Source organism: Streptomyces aurantiacus, assembly GCF_001418335.1.
GTDB classification, from domain to species: Bacteria; Actinomycetota; Actinomycetes; order Streptomycetales; family Streptomycetaceae; genus Streptomyces; species Streptomyces aurantiacus.
The window spans coordinates 1-19,387 of record NZ_LIPP01000113.1 but is presented as its reverse complement, the minus strand read 5'-3'; the positions used below and the strand labels follow the sequence as shown (position 1 = coordinate 19,387).

At 68.1% G+C, this 19,387-nt stretch carries 18 protein-coding genes; 9 read left to right on the top strand and 9 right to left on the bottom strand.

Annotated elements, in window-relative coordinates; genetic code table 11:
* The 6 genes from murJ to trxA all read left to right on the top strand — a co-directional run.
* The coding region (murJ, locus tag AOK01_RS16485; RefSeq protein WP_055512275.1) for a murein biosynthesis integral membrane protein MurJ at positions 1 to 1,944 on the top strand (1,944 nt) is incomplete at its 5' end.
* Between the two features lie 118 nt (positions 1,945 to 2,062).
* Positions 2,063 to 3,793, top strand: coding sequence for a protein kinase family protein (locus AOK01_RS16480; protein WP_055512273.1), 1,731 nt, complete (start codon positions 2,063 to 2,065; stop codon positions 3,791 to 3,793).
* A gap of 27 nt (positions 3,794 to 3,820) precedes the next feature.
* Positions 3,821 to 4,543, top strand: a complete 723-nt coding sequence (gene sigM / locus AOK01_RS16475) for an RNA polymerase sigma factor SigM (protein ID WP_055512271.1) — start codon at positions 3,821 to 3,823, stop codon at positions 4,541 to 4,543.
* Positions 4,540 to 5,481 (top strand): anti-sigma factor family protein, encoded by a 942-nt coding sequence (locus tag AOK01_RS16470; protein WP_055512269.1) that lies wholly within the window; start codon positions 4,540 to 4,542, stop codon positions 5,479 to 5,481. The genes sigM and AOK01_RS16470 overlap by 4 nt, the downstream gene beginning before the upstream one ends.
* Before the next feature lie 193 nt (positions 5,482 to 5,674).
* A complete protein-coding gene (trxB, locus tag AOK01_RS16465; protein WP_055512267.1) occupies positions 5,675 to 6,643 on the top strand; it encodes a thioredoxin-disulfide reductase in 969 nt (322 codons plus the stop codon).
* A 43-nt stretch (positions 6,644 to 6,686) separates the two neighbouring features.
* On the top strand, positions 6,687 to 7,019 hold the full coding sequence (trxA, locus tag AOK01_RS16460; protein ID WP_055512265.1) for a thioredoxin: 333 nt from the start codon (positions 6,687 to 6,689) through the stop codon (positions 7,017 to 7,019).
* Between the two features lie 119 nt (positions 7,020 to 7,138).
* Here trxA and AOK01_RS16455 read toward each other — a convergent pair whose 3' ends face one another.
* The 9 genes from AOK01_RS16455 to rpmH all read right to left on the bottom strand — a co-directional run bounded on the left by AOK01_RS16455 (position 7,139) and on the right by rpmH (position 14,252).
* Positions 7,139 to 7,756 (bottom strand): GNAT family N-acetyltransferase, encoded by a 618-nt coding sequence (locus tag AOK01_RS16455; protein WP_055512263.1) that lies wholly within the window; start codon positions 7,754 to 7,756, stop codon positions 7,139 to 7,141.
* A 295-nt stretch (positions 7,757 to 8,051) separates the two neighbouring features.
* A complete protein-coding gene (locus tag AOK01_RS16450) occupies positions 8,052 to 9,164 on the bottom strand; it encodes a ParB/RepB/Spo0J family partition protein (RefSeq protein WP_055512261.1) in 1,113 nt (370 codons plus the stop codon).
* Positions 9,161 to 10,234 (bottom strand): ParA family protein, encoded by a 1,074-nt coding sequence (locus tag AOK01_RS16445; protein WP_079103468.1) that lies wholly within the window; start codon positions 10,232 to 10,234, stop codon positions 9,161 to 9,163. Before AOK01_RS16445 ends, AOK01_RS16450 begins: the two co-directional genes overlap by 4 nt.
* 418 nt (positions 10,235 to 10,652) lie before the next feature.
* The gene (gene rsmG, locus AOK01_RS16440; protein WP_055512257.1) at positions 10,653 to 11,369 is read right to left on the bottom strand and encodes a 16S rRNA (guanine(527)-N(7))-methyltransferase RsmG; all 717 of its coding nucleotides are present in this window, start codon (positions 11,367 to 11,369) and stop codon (positions 10,653 to 10,655) included.
* 167 nt (positions 11,370 to 11,536) lie between these two features.
* Entirely contained in the window at positions 11,537 to 12,049 is a 513-nt protein-coding gene (locus AOK01_RS16435; protein WP_055512255.1) for a Jag family protein, read from the bottom strand.
* Positions 12,050 to 12,064: 15 nt separating this feature from the next.
* Positions 12,065 to 13,357 (bottom strand): membrane protein insertase YidC, encoded by a 1,293-nt coding sequence (gene yidC / locus AOK01_RS16430; RefSeq protein WP_055512253.1) that lies wholly within the window; start codon positions 13,355 to 13,357, stop codon positions 12,065 to 12,067.
* 3 nt (positions 13,358 to 13,360) lie between these two features.
* The gene (gene yidD / locus AOK01_RS16425; RefSeq protein WP_055512251.1) at positions 13,361 to 13,726 is read right to left on the bottom strand and encodes a membrane protein insertion efficiency factor YidD; all 366 of its coding nucleotides are present in this window, start codon (positions 13,724 to 13,726) and stop codon (positions 13,361 to 13,363) included.
* Positions 13,723 to 14,094: a ribonuclease P protein component gene (gene rnpA / locus AOK01_RS41210; RefSeq protein WP_079103467.1), complete on the bottom strand. Its 372-nt coding sequence runs from the start codon at positions 14,092 to 14,094 to the stop codon at positions 13,723 to 13,725. Before rnpA ends, yidD begins: the two co-directional genes overlap by 4 nt.
* Before the next feature lie 20 nt (positions 14,095 to 14,114).
* The gene (gene rpmH / locus AOK01_RS16420; RefSeq protein ID WP_055512249.1) at positions 14,115 to 14,252 is read right to left on the bottom strand and encodes a 50S ribosomal protein L34; all 138 of its coding nucleotides are present in this window, start codon (positions 14,250 to 14,252) and stop codon (positions 14,115 to 14,117) included.
* Positions 14,253 to 14,670: 418 nt separating this feature from the next.
* Here rpmH and dnaA point away from each other — a divergent pair, with 418 nt between their 5' ends.
* From dnaA to AOK01_RS16405, 3 genes are all read left to right on the top strand, one after another.
* Positions 14,671 to 16,584, top strand: a complete 1,914-nt coding sequence (gene dnaA, locus AOK01_RS16415) for a chromosomal replication initiator protein DnaA (protein WP_055512247.1) — start codon at positions 14,671 to 14,673, stop codon at positions 16,582 to 16,584.
* A gap of 1,042 nt (positions 16,585 to 17,626) precedes the next feature.
* A complete protein-coding gene (dnaN, locus tag AOK01_RS16410; protein ID WP_055512246.1) occupies positions 17,627 to 18,757 on the top strand; it encodes a DNA polymerase III subunit beta in 1,131 nt (376 codons plus the stop codon).
* A gap of 134 nt (positions 18,758 to 18,891) precedes the next feature.
* Positions 18,892 to 19,387, top strand: a 496-nt coding sequence (locus tag AOK01_RS16405) for an NAD(P)-binding domain-containing protein (RefSeq protein WP_245702279.1), incomplete at its 3' end; no start/stop codon positions are given.

Genomic DNA, 19,387 nt, shown 5'->3' with positions numbered 1-19,387 from the left:
CCCGACCCGCGCGTGTGGGCGCAGACCCCGGCGCCCGAGCCCGAGGGCCCCACCCAGTACCTGCCGTACGGCGACGACCCCCGTACGACGCAGTTCGTGGGTGTGGACGACCTGGTGACCCAGGCCGGTGAGGAGCGCCACGAGCCCGACGCTTTCGCCCACCTCTTCCGGGACCAGCAGCAGGGTTTCCGGGATCAGCAGCAGGGCGGCGTCCAGCCCCCTGCCGGGCCGCTCGGCGTGCCCGCCCCCGCGGCGGAACCCGCTCCGGCCGCCACGGCCCCTCCGTCGCACGCGGCCCCCGCGAAGAAGTCCGGGGGCCGCGCGTCAGGCCTGCTGAAGTCGAGCGCCGTGATGGCGGCCGGCACCATGGTGTCCCGCCTCACCGGCTTCATCCGCTCCGCGCTGATCGTCGCCGCCCTGGGCGTCGGCACCCTCGGTGACACCTTCCAGGTCGCCTACCAGCTGCCCACGATGATCTACATCCTGACCGTCGGCGGCGGCCTCAACTCCGTCTTCGTACCGCAGCTGGTGCGTGCCATGAAGGAGGACGACGACGGTGGCGAGGCGTACGCCAACCGGCTGCTGACCCTCGTCGTCGTGGTGCTCGGCGCGCTCACCGCGCTCGCGGTGCTCGCCGCGCCCCTCCTGGTCCGCGCGCTGTCGACGCGTGTCTCGGGCGACGCGGCGGCCAACGACGTCGCCGTCACCTTCGCCCGCTACTTCCTGCCCACGATCTTCTTCATGGGCGTCCACGTGGTGATGGGCCAGATCCTCAACGCACGGGGGAAGTTCGGCGCGATGATGTGGACCCCCGTCCTCAACAACGTCGTCATCATCACCACGCTCGGACTGTTCATCTGGGTGTACGGCACATCGAGCAGCTCCGGCATGAAGGTCGAGACCATTCCGCCGGAGGGCGAACGGCTGCTCGGCATCGGTGTCCTGCTCGGCCTCGTCGTCCAGGCGCTCGCGATGATCCCGTACCTCCGCGAGACCGGCTTCCGGCTGCGGCTGCGCTTCGACTGGAAGGGCCACGGACTCGGCAAGGCGGCGATGCTCGCCAAGTGGACCGTGCTCTTCGTCCTCGCCAACCAGGCGGGCGCGATCGTCGTGACCCAGCTGTCCACCGCGGCAGGCGACGCCTCGCCTGTCGACGGCACCGGCTTCGCCGCCTACGCCAACGCCCAGCTCATCTGGGGCCTCCCACAGGCCATCATCACGGTCTCCCTGATGGCCGCCCTGTTGCCGCGCCTCGCACGCTCGGCCCACGAGGGCGACACCGGGGCGGTCCGCGACGACATCTCCCAGGGACTGCGCACGACAGCCGTGGCGATCGTGCCGATCTCCTTCGGCTTCGTCGCCCTCGGCGTCCCGATGTGCACGCTGATGTTCGGTGCCTCCGGTACCAGCGAGGCGACGAACATGGGCTACATGCTGATGGCCTTCGGCCTCGGCCTGATCCCCTACTCCGTGCAGTACGTCGTCCTCCGCGCCTTCTACGCGTACGAAGACACCCGGACCCCCTTCTACAACACGGTCATCGTGGCCGTCGTCAACGCCGGGGCCTCCGCGCTCTGCTTCTTCCTGCTTCCCTCGCGCTGGGCGGTCGCCGGCATGGCCGCCTCGTACGGTCTCGCCTACGCGATCGGTGTCGGGGTCGCGTGGAGCAGGCTGAGCAGGCGGCTGGGCGGCGACCTGGACGGCGGCCGCGTCCTGCGCACGTACGCGCGGCTCACGATCGCGGCGGTCCCCGCGGCGCTGCTCAGCGGCGCCGCCTGCTACGGAATCGGCCACACACTGGGACAGGGCGCCGGCGGCTCGTTCGCCTCCCTGCTCGGCGGTGGCGTCGTACTGCTCGGTGTCTTCTACGTCGCGGCGCGGCGGATGCGCATCGAGGAACTGAACGGAATGGTCGGCATGGTCCGCGGGCGCCTTGGGCGCTGAGAGCGGGGTAGGCGTACAACCATCGTCCGCGACCGCGTGTCGTGCAGAGGGGCGACCTGTGGGCACAATTGGCTTTGGCGTCGGACAGCGTGCAACGGATGGGGAGGCAGGAGCGACGGTGGCGGAACGGAGCACGGCTGCCGTCGACGTGGCGGACAGCAGCGGCGATGAGCCGCTGACCGCGAAGGCGGACCAGTCCACGGCCGACGGGGTGGCCCAGAACCGGGAGCGGGACACGGACAGCTCGGAGAGCGAAGAGACACAGGGGAGCGGGGAGAACGAGAACCCCGGCAGGACTTCACCGCCCGAGTTGCACAGCGGTCACAAACTCGCCAGACGCTATCGCCTGGAGGAGTGCGTCACCCGTCTGGACGGTTTCAGCAGTTGGCGTGCGGTGGACGAGAAACTCCGCCGTGCCGTCGGCGTGCACCTGCTGCCCGCCGACCATCCACGAGCGCGATCCGTCCTGGCGGCGGCCCGTTCGTCCGCCCTGCTGGGCGATCCCCGGTTCGTCCAGGTCCTGGACGCGGTCGAGGAGAACGACCTCGTCTATGTGGTGCACGAATGGCTGCCCGACGCCACGGAGCTGACAGCGCTCCTGGCCGCCGGACCGCTGGAGGTGCACGAGGCGTACCAGATGGTCAGCCAGGTCTCCCAGGCGATGGCCGCCGCACATCGCGAAGGGCTGGCTCATCTGAAGCTGACCCCCGGCGCCGTGCTGCGCACCTCGTCCGGCCAGTGGCGCATCCGGGGCCTCGCCGTGAACGCCGCGCTGCGCGGCATCACGTCCGACACCCCGCAGCGCACGGACACCGAGGCGATCGGCGCCCTGCTGTACGCCACGCTCACCCAGCGCTGGCCGTACGAGGACGACGCGTACGGTCTCTCCGGGCTGCCCAAGGGCGTCGGGCTCATCGCGCCCGACCAGGTGCGGGCAGGCGTGCACCGCGGCCTGTCGGAGCTCGCGATGCGCGCACTCGTCAACGACGGCGCGACCGCGTCCCGCCAGGAACCTCCGTGCACCACGCCGGAGGAACTGGTGAAGGCGATCGGCGAGATGCCCCGCATCCGGCCGCCGGAGCCCGCCTTCACAGCTCCGCCGGAGTACCAGCGCACGACGTACCAGCAGGGCAACTACGGCCGCCCCGCGCCTCACCCGGGCGTCGGCCAGCCGATGCCGATGCCGGCGCCGCTGCCTCCGCTGCAGACCCGCACCGGCAAGGCCCTCAAATGGGCGGTGTCCGCGCTGCTGATCGCCGCCCTGGGGCTCGGCAGCTGGCAGCTGGCAGACGCGCTCATGGACCACGGCAAGTCCGACGAGACGGACAACACCCGGACGACGGACGGGAACGACAAGAGCGGCAACAAGGCGAAGCCGGTCAAGCCGCTCACGATCCAGGACGCCCAGGAGTACTACCCGGACGGAAAGCCCCAGCACGCCGGTGACGCGGACCTGACGTACGACAAGGACAGTTCCACGTACTGGAGGACGTACTCCTACCGGGGCGGTCCCAAGCTGGCGCCCTTCAAGCAGGGCGTCGGAATCGTCTACGACCTCGGTTCCGAGCAGGATGTGTCGGCGGCCTCGATAGGGCTGTACTACACGGGTGACCATACGACGGCCACGCTGTACGCGGCCGACTCGCTGTCGTCCTCCGCGTCCCTCGGTTCCATGACGAAGATCGCGTCGGGCACGACCAGTACCAAAGATCTGAAGATCTCCACCAAGAAGGCAGTGAAGACCCGGTACGTTCTGGTCTGGATCACGGCGGTGCCGGAAGCGTCCGGCGACCAGTTCAGCGGTGCCGGTTTCAAGCAGGCGATCACCGACGTGAAGTTCACCGGCTGAGCGGTTCACCGAGGGGGAGGGGGTTCGATGGCGGACGGCGCCTACGGCGAAGTAAGCGATCATGACCTCCTCGCCCGTCATGTCGAGGGTGACCCCGACGCCTTCGGCGAGATCGTGCGCCGGCACCGTGACCGGCTCTGGGCGGTGGCGCTGCGGACGCTGGGCGACCGCGAGGAAGCCGCTGACGCCGTCCAGGACGCCCTCGTCTCCGCCTACCGGGCCGCCCACACCTTCCGCGGCCAGTCGGCCGTCACCACCTGGCTGCACCGGATCACGGTGAACGCCTGTCTGGACCGTGCCCGCAAGGCGGCCTCCAGGAAGACCTCCCCCGTGGACGACACCGAGCGGCTCGACCAGCTCCTGGAACCGCACGAGTCGGCCGCCGCCCCTGCCGAGCGCAACGATCTGCACCGTGAGCTGCTGGAGGCGCTGGGCACCCTGCCCGCCGACCAGCGGGCCGCCCTCGTCCTGGTGGACATGCAGGGCTACCCCGTGGCGGAGGCCGCCGACCTGCTCGACGTGCCGACCGGCACGGTCAAGAGCCGCTGCGCTCGGGGCAGAGCCAGACTGCTCCCCCTGCTCAAACACCTGCGTGCGGACAGCGGAAGCGACAGACCGAGCAAGAAGTCGAACGAGAAGTCGAGTGAGGGAAGGAACCGTACGCAGGGGGCATCCGTCCCACCCGCAGCGGGACCACATGACGGACCAAGCGATTCAGCTGCTGTGAAGGGCGGAGGTGGGCGAGCGTGACATCCACGACCGACACGGCCTGGCACCCGGACGTCACGGAGCTCTCCGACCTCACCGAGGGTCTGCTCCCCCTGTCCCGTTCGGCGGAGGTGCGGCGCCACCTGGAGGGCTGCCCGCTCTGCGCCGACGTGTACGAATCGCTGGAAGAGATCCGCGGCATGCTCGGCACGCTGCCGGGCCCGCTCCGCATGCCCGATGACGTCGCGGGACGCATCGACGCCGCTCTCGCAGCCGAAGCCCTGCTGAATGCCACGGCGCCCGCCGCCGCGGACGCGGGCGCTCTCAAGGAACTCGACGGCAGGAGCGAGGGCAGGAACGAGGGCAGGAACGACATCGGGCATGTTTCACGTGAAACATCGACCGTGACCGACCGGCCCGCAGGGCATCCCCGTGCCGCCACCGGACCGGGCCACACGAACCTCCCGCGCCGTGGGCGCCGCAGGACCGTCGTCCTGGGTGCCGTGTTCACGGCAGCCACGCTGGGGCTCGGCGGCCTGCTCATCCAGTCGATGGGCAGCGGCGGCTCGGACAACGACCCGCCGTCGGCCTCCCCCAAGCAGAGCGACCCCGCTGACACCTTCGCCGGGGAGAAGCTGGACGTCCAGGTCGCGGATCTCCTCGCCAAGGCGGAGGGGAAGAAGGACAGCGACCCTCGCAGCTCTCGTCCCAACGGCACCGCGTCCACTGATGGCCCGAAGGTCCTCAATACACCCACGGACTCGGTGCCCAGCTGCATCAAGCAGGGGATCGGCCGCGACGCGACCCCGCTCGCCTCGAAGGAAGGCTCCTACGAGGGCACGGACGCGTATCTCGTGGTGCTGCCCGCCGCCACCGACAGGACACGGGTCACGGCATACGTCGTCGACTCCGCCTGTGTGAACAAGCCGTCGATCTCCGCCGGCAAGGTTCTGCTGGAGCACTCCTACCCGCTGAACTGAGCGCGTCCGGTTCCGCCATGGAGCCTCTTGGGCACACGTCACTCCGCCGAGGGTCCCCGTGCGATGACTCGCCTTCGTGTGCCCGGACACAGCGGGAATGCGCGCCCCTTAGGATCCGTTGGGTGGGATGAGAGTTCCGACAGGAGCTCCCCCGGGTCGTACGTAGCAGTCCCCAGAGACGAGGAATCAATCCGTGAGCGACGTCCGTAACGTGATCATCATCGGCTCCGGGCCCGCCGGCTACACGGCGGCGCTCTACACCGCGCGCGCGTCGCTCAAACCGCTGGTGTTCGAGGGCGCCGTCACCGCCGGTGGTGCCCTCATGAACACGACCGAGGTGGAGAACTTTCCCGGCTTCCAGGACGGGATCATGGGGCCCGAGCTCATGGACAACATGCGGGCGCAGTCCGAGCGCTTCGGCGCCGAGCTGATCCCGGACGACATCGTCTCGGTCGACCTCAGCGGCGAGATCAAGACCGTCACGGACACCGCGGGCACCGTACACCGGGCGAAGGCCGTCATCGTCACGACCGGTTCGCAGCACCGCAAGCTGGGTCTGCCCAAGGAGGACGCCCTCTCCGGACGCGGCGTCTCCTGGTGCGCGACCTGTGACGGCTTCTTCTTCAAGGATCAGGACATCGCCGTGATCGGCGGCGGCGACACCGCCATGGAGGAGGCGACCTTCCTCTCCCGGTTCGCCAAGTCCGTGACCATCGTCCACCGGCGCGACACGCTCCGCGCCTCCAAGGCGATGCAGGAACGCGCCTTCGCCGACCCGAAGATCAAGTTCGTCTGGGACAGCGAGGTCGCCGAGATCCACGGCGATCAGAAGCTCGCCGGCTTGCAGCTGCGCAACCTGAAGTCCGGCGAGACGTCCGAGCTGCCCGTCACCGGCCTGTTCATCGCGATCGGCCATGACCCGCGCACGGAGCTCTTCAAGGGCCAGCTCGACCTGGACGAGGAGGGCTACCTCGAAGTCGAGGCGCCCTCGACCCGGACGAACCTGACGGGTGTCTTCGGCGCCGGCGACGTCGTCGACCACACCTACCGTCAGGCGATCACCGCGGCCGGCACCGGCTGCTCCGCTGCTCTCGACGCCGAGCGCTTCCTCGCCGCCCTCGCGGACGAGGAGGCGGCGGAGCCCGAGAAGACCACCGTCTGATCCTCCATCCGCCCCACCGCACCAACGAGTTAAGGAGCCCGCCGTGGCCGGCACTCTGAAGCATGTGACCGACGACTCTTTCGAAGAGGACGTCCTCAAGAGCGACAAGCCCGTACTGGTGGACTTCTGGGCCGCCTGGTGCGGTCCGTGCCGCCAGATCGCGCCGTCCCTTGAGGCGATCGCCGCCGAGTACGGCGACAAGATCGAGGTCGTCAAGCTCAACATCGACGAGAACCCGGGTACGGCCGCCAAGTACGGCGTCATGTCCATCCCGACCCTGAACGTCTACCAGGGTGGCGAGGTCGCCAAGACCATCGTCGGTGCGAAGCCGAAGGCCTTGATCGTGCGCGACCTTGAGGACTTCATCTCCGAGTAATGCGGCAAGCCGTCGCCCTTGGGCGACGATGTTTCACGTGAAACACGGATGGGCCAACCCTCACGGGTTGGCCCATCCGTCTTTTTGACCCGTCCGTACAGGGGTCCGTGCAGCGGCCCCTACAGCGGACGCAGTGCCGGTTCCTTCTGTACGGCCCCCAGCAGCCGGTCGAGCGCCAGCTCCACGTCTTCCTTCCAGGAGAGCGTCGTCCGTAGCTCCAGGCGCAACCTCGGGTACGTCGGGTGCGGCCGGACGGTCTTGAAGCCCACGGCCAGCAGATGGTCGGCGGGCAGGACACAGGCCGGTGCCTTCCACCGGGCGTCTCCGAACGCCTCGATGGCTTTGAAGCCCCGCCGCAGCAGATCCTTGGCGACCGTCTGCACCATCACGCGCCCGAGTCCCTGCCCCTGGTAGTCCGGCAGGATGAAAGCCGTCATCAGCTGGATCGCGTCGGGCGAGACCGGGCTCGTGGGGAACGCCGTTGAGCGCGGCACATAGGCGGGCGGTGCGTACAGCACGAAGCCCACCGGGACCTCGTCCACGTAGACGACCCGGCCGCAGGATCCCCACTCCAGCAGGACGGCGGAGATCCACGCCTCCTTCTCCAGCTCGGGAGTGCCCGCTTTTACCGCGGCCTGGCCGCTGACTGGGTCCAACTCCCAGAAGACACACGCGCGACAGCGCTGGGGAAGGTCCTGAAGGTTGTCCAGCGTGAGCGGTACGAGCCGACGCCCCATGAAGGCAGATCCTCGCTTCCTTCGCCCGCGGCGTCGCGAGCGGCTGTCAGAGCGCTCCGTTCCCTGAGAAGGCTGCCGACGAACCCGCCGACCGCCCCGAGCCCCAGGCCCGCGCTGACAAGTCCGGTGCGGCTCACCGTTCGCATGGCCTCCGCCTCCCCACAGAAGGTGCTGCCAGGTGAATGCGCCATACCCGAACGCATCGTATCCATGATGCGATTCCATCGATACCGACAGAAAGCAAAGAGCGGGCCGTGTTCCGGTACACACCGGACACGGCCCGCTCGACCAGGACTCAGGACCCCGTGTCCTCGGAGTCGTCGGAGTCGTCGTCCAGGAGACCCTTCTGCAGAACCGGCCCCTCGCCCGGGGCGAAGGAGCCAAGGATCCGCTCAAGGTCCTCCATCGAGGCGAACTCGACGGTGATCTTGCCCTTCTTCTGCCCCAGGTCGACCTTCACCCGGGTCTCGAAACGATCCGAGAGACGCGTCGCGAGCTCGCTCAGCGCCGGGGAGAGCCGAGCGCCGGCCCGCGGCCCCTTGGCACGCGGAGCCGACTGCGGCCGCGAACCCATGAGGGTGACGATCTCCTCGACCGCTCGCACCGAGAGCCCTTCGGCCACGATCCGATGAGCCAGGCGGTCCTGCTCCTCCGAGTCCGCAACGGAGAGCAGAGCCCGCGCGTGTCCGGCGGAGAGGACCCCGGCCGCGAGGCGACGCTGGACCGACGGCGAGAGCTTCAGCAGGCGCAGGGTGTTGGAGACCTGAGGGCGCGACCGGCCGATCCGGTCCGCCAGTTGGTCGTGCGTGCAGTTGAAGTCCTGGAGCAGCTGATCGTAGGCGGCAGCCTCTTCCAGCGGGTTCAGCTGAGCTCGGTGCAGGTTCTCCAGGAGTGCGTCCAGAAGGAGCTTCTCGTCGTCCGTGGCCCGCACGATCGCCGGGATGGCCTCAAGTCCCGCCTCACGGCAGGCCCTCCAGCGCCGCTCGCCCATGATGAGCTCATAGCGCGCCGGGCCCGTCTGCCGTACGACGACCGGCTGGAGAAGCCCGACCTCCTTGATGGAGGTGACAAGTTCGGCAAGAGCGTCCTCGTCGAACACCTCCCGGGGCTGGCGCGGGTTCGGCGTGATGAAGTCGAGAGGCAGCTCGGCGAAGTGTGCTCCCACGGGCGCCGCCGGAGCCTCCCCGAACACGCTCGTCGACGGCTCCTCCGTTTCATGTGAAACGTGGGCCGGTGGAAGCGCGGCCACCTTGGCCGCTGCCACGCCCCGCTCCGCGGTCAGCACCGGTACGGCTCCCGCCGACACCGACGCTCCGCCCATCGCCGGCGGCACTGCCTTCTCCCCTGTCGGGGCAGCAGGGATCAGTGCGCCGAGCCCACGGCCCAACCCCCTCCGTCGCTCACTCACTGGATCCCCTCCACCATGTTCTGTTCGTTGTGTGCACCCATATGGGCGTGCTGCGCGTCGTAGGCCACACCGGCCCCACGCAATGCGATCTCTCGCGCCGCCTCAAGATACGAGAGGGCGCCACTGGATCCCGGGTCGTAGGTCAACACCGTCTGTCCGTAGCTGGGAGCTTCGGAGATACGGACCGAGCGCGGAATGCTCGTCCGCAGTACTTCTTCTCCGAAGTGGCTGCGCACCTCGTCGGCGACCTGGGACGCGAGGCGCGTCCTGCCGTCGTACATGGTGAGCAGGATCGTCGACACGTGCAGGTCGCGGTTGAGGTGCCCCCGCACGAGGTCGACGTTGCGCAGCAGCTGGCCCAGTCCCTCCAGGGCGTAGTACTCGCACTGGATCGGGATGAGAACCTCAGCGCCCGCAACGAGCGCGTTGACCGTCAGCAGCCCCAGAGAGGGCGGGCAGTCGATGAGGATGTAGTCCAGCGGCTGCTCGTACGCCTGGATCGCCCGTTCCAGTCGGCTCTCACGTGCCACCAGGGACACCAGCTCGATCTCCGCTCCGGCGAGATCGATCGTGGCAGGTGCACAGAAGAGACCCTCGACATCGGGGACCGGTTGAACGACCTCGGAGAGTGGCCTGCTGTCGATCAGCACGTCATAGATGGACGGAACTTCGGCGTGATGGTCGATGCCCAGCGCAGTGGAGGCATTGCCCTGGGGATCCAGATCGATCACCAGGACCCGCCCGCCGTGCAGCGCGAGAGAGGCAGCAAGGTTGACCGTGGTCGTGGTCTTACCGACCCCGCCCTTCTGGTTTGCGACCACCATCACGCGGGTCTGCTCGGGCCGTGGCAGGCCCTCGCCGGCTCGACCTAGAGCCTCCACAGCAAGTTGGGCAGCACGACCGATGGGAGTGTCGTCCATCGGGGGCGGTGTTTCACGTGAAACATCGTCCCCCATCGACTCGGTTCGGGGACCGGGGACCGGATCGGTCATCGGTCCCGCGATGTTGGCGTCGGACCGCAAGGATTCACTCTCCTCGACTTCAGGCTCGCAATGAACAGAGCCTCCCATGCCTTCGGGGTCGTGAACCAGCGAGGCCCGTTGTTCTGTGGAGAAATCCACCTCTGTGGACAACTCCGTGACCTCTCCGGGGGATGCCGTGGCGCCGGGAGAGGATCTTTTTCCGGAAGACCCCAGAGACCCCAGGGGGTTACGGTCGCGGGGTTCGGCCGCGGCGCGACCGCGACTGATGATGCCGTGCAGCAGTGAGCGACGTTTCACGTGAAACACGATGCACAGCGCGCAGTGCTGCCATCGCGCGACACTCCGGCATGCATAGGTTTGGCAGCTTGTGTGGAGTACGTCTCGTCGTCAGGACGGATCAGTCAACGAGCCCTACCCCTGCAGCAGCAAGCCCTGGCTCGACAGACAGGCCCCGCAGCCGGGCGCCCCCACCTGACGCCCGCCTGACGCCGCCATCGGACAGCCGTCAGCGTCGCCGCCTGGCCCTTCCGGTCCGAGCCGCCTTCGCTCGTTTGGCCGCGAACCGCACACCGCCGGGACTCTCCCCGACCTCCACGCGCACCACGGTGGCCAGAGGTTCCACGACACCTTCCCCGACATGCAACACGGAGGTGTCCACGGCTCCGAGCTTGCTCAGGGCCGCTCCGGCGCTCTTGACCTCTTCCTCCGCGGTGTCGCCCTTGAGGAGCAGCATCTCCCCGTACGGACGCAGCAGGGGGACGCCCCAGGCCGCGAGCCGGTCCAGGGGGGCCACGGCGCGGGCGGTCACCACGTGGACCGGCGGCAGCGTGCCCAGGACCTCCTCGGCCCGCCCACGGACGACGGTGACATGGTCGAGCCCGAGCAGTTCGACGACTTCATTGAGGAAGTTCGTACGCCGCAGCAGTGGCTCAAGCAGCGTGATCTTGAGGTCGGGACGGACAAGGGCCAGGGGGATGCCGGGCAGTCCGGCACCGGACCCGACATCGCACACGGTCACACCTTCAGGCACCACCTCCGAGAGCACGGCGCAGTTCAGCAGATGCCGCTCCCAGAGACGGGGCACTTCGCGGGGGCCGATCAGACCGCGCTTGACTCCCGCGTCGGCCAGCAGCTCCGCGTACCGCACCACGTCCGCGAAGCGATCACCGAATACCGCCCGAGCCTGCTCGGGCGCAGGGGGGAGCTCCGCTGCCTCCGTCACGGGGAACCGTCCTTCCGTACTGCTTGAGCGCACTACGCGCTGACTGGGGCGAGGAGTGTCAGGAACTGAGGACTATCAGGACTATCAGGACCGTCGAGAGCTGTCAGGCTGACAAAGTTCGGCCCCGCCTGCGAACACAGACGGGGCCGGGAGTACGACGTACTTGATCAGGCGGGGAGCACGACGACGAAGCGCTGCGGCTCCTCGCCCTCGGACTCGCTGCGCAGGCCGGCAGCCTTGACGGCGTCGTGCACCACCTTGCGCTCGAAGGGGGTCATCGCCTGCATCTTCACCGGCTCGCCGGAACTCTTGACCTCGGCGGCGGCCTTCGCGCCCAGCTCGGAGAGCTCTTCACGCTTCTTGGCGCGGTAGCCCGCGATGTCCAGCATCAGCCGGCTGCGGTCCCCGGTCTCCCGGTGCACGGCCAGGCGTGTGAGCTCCTGGAGTGCCTCCAGCACCTCGCCGTCCCGGCCGACCAGCTTCTGCAACTGGCGGGTGTTGGAATCACTGATGATCGAGACAGCCGCACGATCGGCCTCGACATCCATGTCGATGTCGCCGTCGAGGTCGGCGATGTCCAGCAGACCTTCGAGGTAGTCGGCCGCGATCTCGCCCTCCTGCTCCAGGCGGGTCAGGGTGTCGCCACCCTCAGGGGCAGCGGAGGTGGTGCCTTCCGTCACGGGATGGACTCCTTCTTACTTCTTGGACGGGGACTTGGGCCGCTGTGGGCCCTTGCGCTGTCCGGACTGGGCCTTGCTGCGGGTGCCACCGGACGCGGACTTGCCGCCCGCCGGCTTGGGACCGGGCTTGGCGTCCTGCGGTTCGTCGGACTTGCTGAGCGAGGTCTTCGGCTCGGACTCGCTCGGCGCCTTGGCACCGCCCTGGGGGGCCGTGCCCGACTGCCGCTGGGACTTGCTCTGCCGCTTGGGCTGCTGACGCTTGGGAGCGCCGGCGCCCGTCGCCGGGGTGCCGTCCTCGGTCTCGACCAGGGTCGAGGCCTCACTCTTCACCACGTTGCCGTCGGCCTGCGCGGCCAGGCCCGCCTTGGTCAGGCCGTTGATGAACTTGCGCTCGAAGTCGTTGCGGTCGCGGCCCTTGGCGACGATGGCCTTGACGATGGCCTTCTCCCCGCGGCCGCGCGTCTTCTCGTGCTGCGTGACGTGCTTGTGCAGACGCTCCAGGTAGGCGGCCTGGGCCTTGGAACCCGGAGTCGGGTTGTTGCGGATGACGTACATCTGCTGGGCCATGGTCCACACGTTGGTGGTCAGCCAGTAGACGAGGACACCGACGGGGAAGTTGATGCCGAAGACGGCGAACATGACCGGGAAGACGTACATCAGCATCTTCTGCTGCTGCATGAACGGCGTCTTCACCGTCGTATCGACGTTCTTCGTCATCAGCTGGCGCTGCGTGTAGAACTGCGAGAACGACATCAGGACGATCATGATCGCCGTGACGACGCGCACGTCGGTGAGCGAGGAGCCCAGAGCCTCGACCTTGCTGCTGCCGTCCGTGAACTTCGCGGCCAGCGGAGCCCCGAAGATGTGCGCCTTCTGCGCGCTCTCCAGCAGCCGGTCGTTGATCACGCCGATGGTGTCGTTCGACGCGATGCCGTTGAGCACGTGATACAGGGCGAAGAAGAACGGCGACTGCGCCAGGATGGGAAGACACGAGGAGAGCGGGTTGGTGCCCGTCTCCTTGTACAGCTTCATCATCTCTTCGGACTGACGCTGCTTGTCGTTCTTGTAGCGCTCCTGGATCTTCTTCATCTCGGGCTGGAGCGTCTGCATCGCCCGAGTCGCCTTGATCTGCTTCACGAAGAGCGGGATCAGGCAGATACGGATCAGGATCACCAGGGACACGATGGACAAGCCCCAGGCCCAGCCCGTGTCCGGGCCGAAAATGGCGCCGTACACCGAGTGGAACTGGACGATGACCCAGGAAACGGGTGTCGTGATGAAGCTGAAAATACTGGCAATCGTGTCCACTAATCAGGCTCCTTGAGCATGGGACGGGGTCTCGGCGGCCGGGCTTGAGGGATGGTTGGACATACCGTGCCCCTCGGTGGCCGGTTCGGCGGCGGAGTTCCCGCCCTTGCGCGCACGCCAGGCGTTACGCGGCATTTCGTGCCATCGCGGACGCTTCCGCGGCGGGACATGGTCCACACCGCCCAGCGACCACGGGTTGCACCGCAGGATGCGCCAGGCGGTGAGTGCCGTTCCCTTGATCGCACCGTGCCGGTCGATGGCTTGGTACCCGTAGTGGGAACACGACGGGTAGTACTTGCACACCGGCCCGAGCAACGGGCTGATGGTCCACTGGTACAACTTGATCAGAGCCAGCAGCGGGTACTTCATCGCGCGCCCCCTCCCAGTAGCCGCTCCAGGGCGGCGTCCAGGTCTCGGGCCAGCTGTGCATGGTCGGCGTCACCCGCACCGGGCAGCGCTCGTACGACTACCAGGCTACCGGGGCTCAGCAGAGCCACACGCTCACGCATCAGATGGCGAAGCCGACGCTTCACCTTGTTGCGTACGACGGCTCCGCCCACGGCTTTGCTGACAACGAAACCCGCACGCGTCGGGGGAGTGCTCTCCCCAGGCACGTGCGGGTCGGTTGCACCGCTACGAAGGTGGACGACGAGGAGCGGGCGTCCGGCCCGGCGTCCTCGGCGTACCGCGGTCGCGAAGTCCTCGCGCCGCCTCAGCCGATGCTCGGAAGGCAGCACGTCATGACCTGTTTAGGTAATCAGGCGGACAGGCTGCTGCGACCCTTGACACGGCGGTTCGCGAGAATCGCGCGGCCGGCACGGGTACGCATCCGCAGCCGGAAGCCGTGGGTCTTGGCGCGACGACGGTTGTTCGGCTGGAAGGTGCGCTTGCTCACTCGGGGGCTCCAGAAAGATTCGGTAGTTGCGGGGTGCCGTCTTGGCTGTCACCGTGCGCCCACGAGTAGCTCGCTTACGCCCGAGTGCACCGCTTCCCGATCGCTGTTCGCGATCTGTGCCCATCGGAGGCAGGCGGCAGCAGCCATCGACAACTCGACCTGGTCACGGTACGCGCGGCTACGCCATCCGGTCAAACCAGAGCCGCCCGGGAGACACTGTCCACAGGCTGGGGACAACAACTTGAACCGTACGGGTCGCCCTGACTACCGTGGCCGGACTCCGGTTCGTTCCCTTCTCTCCGCAGCGTCTTCCGCGTTCCGGCCGCTTCAGCTGCTTCGTTCACCCCGCCCCACCGAGTTCCAACCCAATCCGTCCCAGGAATCACACGTTCGTGGGACCCGTGAGAGAGCGTGTCCTGTGGCTGACGTACCTGCCGATCTTGCCGCAGTGTGGCCACGCGTATTGGAGCAACTTCTCGGTGAGGGCCGCGGACAGGGTGTCGAGACCAGGGACGAGCACTGGATCAAGCGCTGCCAGCCGCTGGCACTGGTCGCGGACACCGCACTGCTCGCAGTCCCGAACGAGTTCGCGAAAGGCGTCCTCGAAGGGCGTCTGGCGCCGATCGTCAGCGACACGCTGAGCCGCGAGTGCGGCCGCCCGATCCGCATCGCGATCACCGTCGACGACTCCGCCGACGACTCCGCCGGCGAATCCCCCGCGCCGTCGCAGCCCGCCCAGCAGCCCCGGCCGCGTTATGAGGAGCCCGAGCACCCGTCCTCGCAGGGCCCCGACGGCTACCGCGGGTACGGCCGCCACCGCGCGGACAACCGCATGTCGGACAACCGCATGGACGACCACCCCCAGGGCCGCCCCGACCAGCAGCCGCCCTCCCACGACGACCAGCTGCCGACGGCCCGCCCCGCGTATCCCGACTACCAGCGCCCCGACCCCGGCGGCTGGCCGCGGCCCCCGCAGGACGACTACGGATGGCAGCAGCAGCGGCTCGGCTTCCCGGACCGCGACCCCTACGCGTCCCCTCCACGGGACTACCGGCAGCAGCCGGGCCGCTCACCGTACGATCAGCGCTCGGACTACGAGCAGCAGCGGCCCGACTACGACCAGCCCCGCTCCGACTACGACCAGCGCCCCGACCGCCGTGAGCGGTCCGAGCCGCCGTCCCCGTCCGGCATGGGCCATGTCCACCGCGGCGGTCCCGTCGGCTCGTCGCTGCCCGCCTCCAGCGGCGCACCGGGACCGCTGGCCGCGCAGCCGGCACCCGCGGCGGGCCCCGGTGAACCCACCGCACGCCTCAATCCGAAGTACCTCTTCGACACCTTCGTCATCGGTGCCTCGAACCGGTTCGCGCACGCTGCTGCGGTCGCCGTCGCCGAAGCGCCGGCCAAGGCCTACAACCCGCTGTTCATCTACGGGGAGTCGGGCCTCGGCAAGACGCACCTGCTGCACGCGATCGGGCATTACGCGCGCAGCCTCTACCCGGGCACGCGGGTGCGGTACGTGAGCTCCGAGGAGTTCACCAACGAGTTCATCAACTCCATCCGCGACGGCAAGGGCGACAGCTTCCGCAAGCGGTACCGCGAGATGGACATCCTGCTCGTCGACGACATCCAGTTCCTGGCGGACAAGGAGTCGACGCAGGAGGAGTTCTTCCACACCTTCAACACGCTCCACAACGCGAACAAGCAGATCGTGCTCTCCAGCGACCGGCCGCCCAAGCAGCTGGTGACGCTGGAGGACCGGCTGCGGAACCGTTTCGAGTGGGGCCTGATCACGGATGTCCAGCCGCCCGAGCTGGAGACCCGTATCGCCATCCTCCGTAAGAAGGCGGTGCAGGAGCAGCTCAACGCCCCGCCGGAGGTACTGGAGTTCATCGCGTCCCGCATCTCGCGCAACATCCGCGAGCTGGAGGGCGCGCTGATCCGGGTGACGGCGTTCGCGTCGCTCAACCGGCAGCCGGTCGACCTCGGTCTGACGGAGATCGTCCTCAAGGATCTGATCCCCGGCGGCGAGGACTCGTCCCCGGAGATCACCGCGCCGGCCATCATGGCGGCCACCGCCGACTACTTCGGCCTCACGGTGGACGACCTGTGCGGCTCCTCGCGCAGCCGGGTGCTGGTGACGGCCCGGCAGATCGCCATGTATCTCTGCCGCGAGCTCACGGATCTCTCGCTGCCGAAGATCGGTGCGCAGTTCGGCGGCCGCGACCACACGACCGTCATGCACGCCGACCGCAAGATCCGCGCGCTGATGGCCGAGCGCCGCTCGATCTACAACCAGGTCACCGAACTCACGAACCGCATCAAGAACGGCTGACACCGGCCGACCGAGGCCGTCAACGGCCGACACCCACGGCGGTACGTCGCTGCAGGCGCCCTCGGGACTCGTTCCCGGGGGCGCCTTTCGCTGTTCCGACGAGCACGCCGAGTACGACGACGAGCGCGCCGAGAGGGGCGGCGACCGCTCTCAGTCGGACTCCAGGGCCTTCCAGGACCCTCCCCAGCGCCTTTCAGGCCCCTGTCCGGAGCCTTCCGGACCCTGTTCGGAGCCGTCCCGGCGTTACCTGACAGCCACCGGCTGTTCGAATACGCGCCTGGTTACGGCCGTCCTCCACAGATTTGGCCACTTTCTACCGTCCACAGCCTGGGGACTGCGGAGTTGTCCAGATCGTGTCCACAGGCGTTCCTGCTGAAAGAGCATCAGCCCAGCTCAGCCGGGTGTGGATTCGTGGACAAAAGATCTCCACAGGCTGTGGACAAAGAAAAGATCCACAGGCTGTGGGGTGAGTTTTCCACCGGTGACCCACAGGCTAGGGCCAGTTGTCCCCAGTGATCGGCGGCTTCTCCACACCGTTGTCCACTGTTCGGCAACTCGACGCGCGTTCTCACCGTGTCGAGTGAAAGGCGTCACACCAAGGTGCCGGGTTGGCCTGTGGGGAACGTGGGTAAAGCTGGGGACGGTCCTGGGGAGAAGTGGCCCCTGCCTGTGCATGGAGTGTGCAGAACTTTTTTCTGTCCACAGAAGAGGGCTGTTATCCACCGGCTCCACCCACAGGGGCAGTGGACAAAAAACCTGCTCTGACCTGCGAATACGAGGTTATCCACGGTATCCACAGGCCCTACTACTACTGACAACTAGAGAGAGCCTGAGAACCGTTTCGAAGTGGGGGCTGTGCACAACTCGCCCTCGGCGCCTCAGCTGCCGCTCGGCACGACTTGACCCCGACAGGCAACGACTGTCAGTGCGGTGCGTCAGACTGGACCCCGGAGTCCTGCCCCTCAGTGGGCTGAGCGACACCGAGTCAGACGACGAAGGCCAAGCAGGGCGAGAGCGCCGGCAACAGACGGAGGCGGCAACGGTGAAGATCCGGGTGGAACGCGACGTACTCGCGGAGGCAGTGGCCTGGGCGGCACGCAGCCTCCCGGCCCGTCCACCGGCGCCTGTACTGGCCGGCCTGCTCCTGAAGGCCGAAGAGGGGGCGCTGAGCCTCTCCAGCTTCGACTACGAGGTCTCGGCACGCGTCTCGGTGGACGCCGAGATCGACGAGGAAGGCACGGTGCTCGTCTCCGGCCGCCTGCTCGCCGACATCTGCCGTGCCCTCCCGAACCGTCCGGTGGAGATCTCCACAGACGGTGTACGGGCCACCGTGGTCTGCGGTTCCTCCCGCTTCACCCTCCACACCCTGCCCGTGGAGGAGTACCCGGCGCTGCCGCAGATGCCGTCCGCGACCGGCACCGTCCCCGGTGACGTGTTCGCCTCGGCCGCGGCCCAGGTGGCCATCGCCGCGGGCCGTGACGACACGCTGCCCGTCCTCACCGGCGTGCGCATCGAGATCGAGGGCGACACGGTCACGCTGGCGTCCACCGACCGCTACCGCTTCGCCGTCCGTGAGTTCCTGTGGAAGCCGGAGGACCCGGAGGCGTCCGCCGTCGCCCTGGTGCCCGCCAAGACACTCCTGGACACCGCCAAGGCGCTCACGAGCGGCGACAGCGTGATCCTGGCGCTGTCCGGCTCCGGCGCGGGCGAGGGTCTGATCGGCTTCGAGGGAGCGGGCCGGCGGACGACCACGCGTCTGCTGGAGGGCGACCTCCCGAAGTACCGCTCGCTGTTCCCGACGGAGTTCAACTCGATCGCCGTCATCGAGACCGCCCCCTTCGTGGAGGCCGTCAAGCGTGTGGCCCTGGTCGCCGAGCGGAACACCCCGGTGCGCCTGAGCTTCGAACAGGGCGTGCTGATCCTGGAAGCCGGTTCCAGCGACGACGCACAGGCTGTGGAGCGGGTCGACGCGCAGTTGGAGGGCGACGATGTCTCGATCGCCTTCAACCCGACGTTCCTGCTCGACGGACTGAGCGCCATCGACTCCCCGGTCGCGCAGCTCTCCTTCACGACGTCGACGAAGCCGGCCCTCCTCAGCGGCAGGCCCGCGCTGGACGCCGAGGCGGACGAGGCCTACAAGTACCTGATCATGCCGGTGCGGCTCAGCGGCTGACGAAGAGCCGCAGGTGAGGGCGTACGTCTGAGCGGCTATGCCCACAGGTGTGCAGGAGAGTCCGGGTTTAGGGTCGGTCGGACGCAGGTACGAAAAGTGCCCTCCTGCCACCTCGCTAGTGAAGGAACAACCTGATGGAGCTCGGTCTCGTCGGCCTCGGCAAGATGGGCGGCAACATGCGCGAGCGCATTCGCCGCGCAGGCCACACCGTCATCGGATACGACCGCAACCCGGACCTCGCCGACGTCCACAGCCTTGAGGAGCTCGTGGGCAGGCTCAAGGGCCCGCGGGTGGTGTGGGTGATGGTCCCCGCCGGCGCGGCGACCCAGTCCACCGTCGACGCGCTCGCCGAGCTCCTGGAGCCCGGCGACGTGGTCGTGGACGGCGGCAACTCACGCTGGACGGACGACGAGAAGCACGCCGGGGAACTCGCGGCGAAGGGCATCGGCTTCGTCGACGCGGGCGTCTCAGGGGGCGTCTGGGGCCTGGCCAACGGCTACGCGCTCATGGTCGGCGGCGACGCGGAGCACATCGCGAAGGTCCAGCCGGTCTTCGACGCCCTCAAGCCCGAGGGCGACGCCGGCTTCGTCCACGCCGGGAAGGTCGGCTCCGGCCACTTCTCCAAGATGG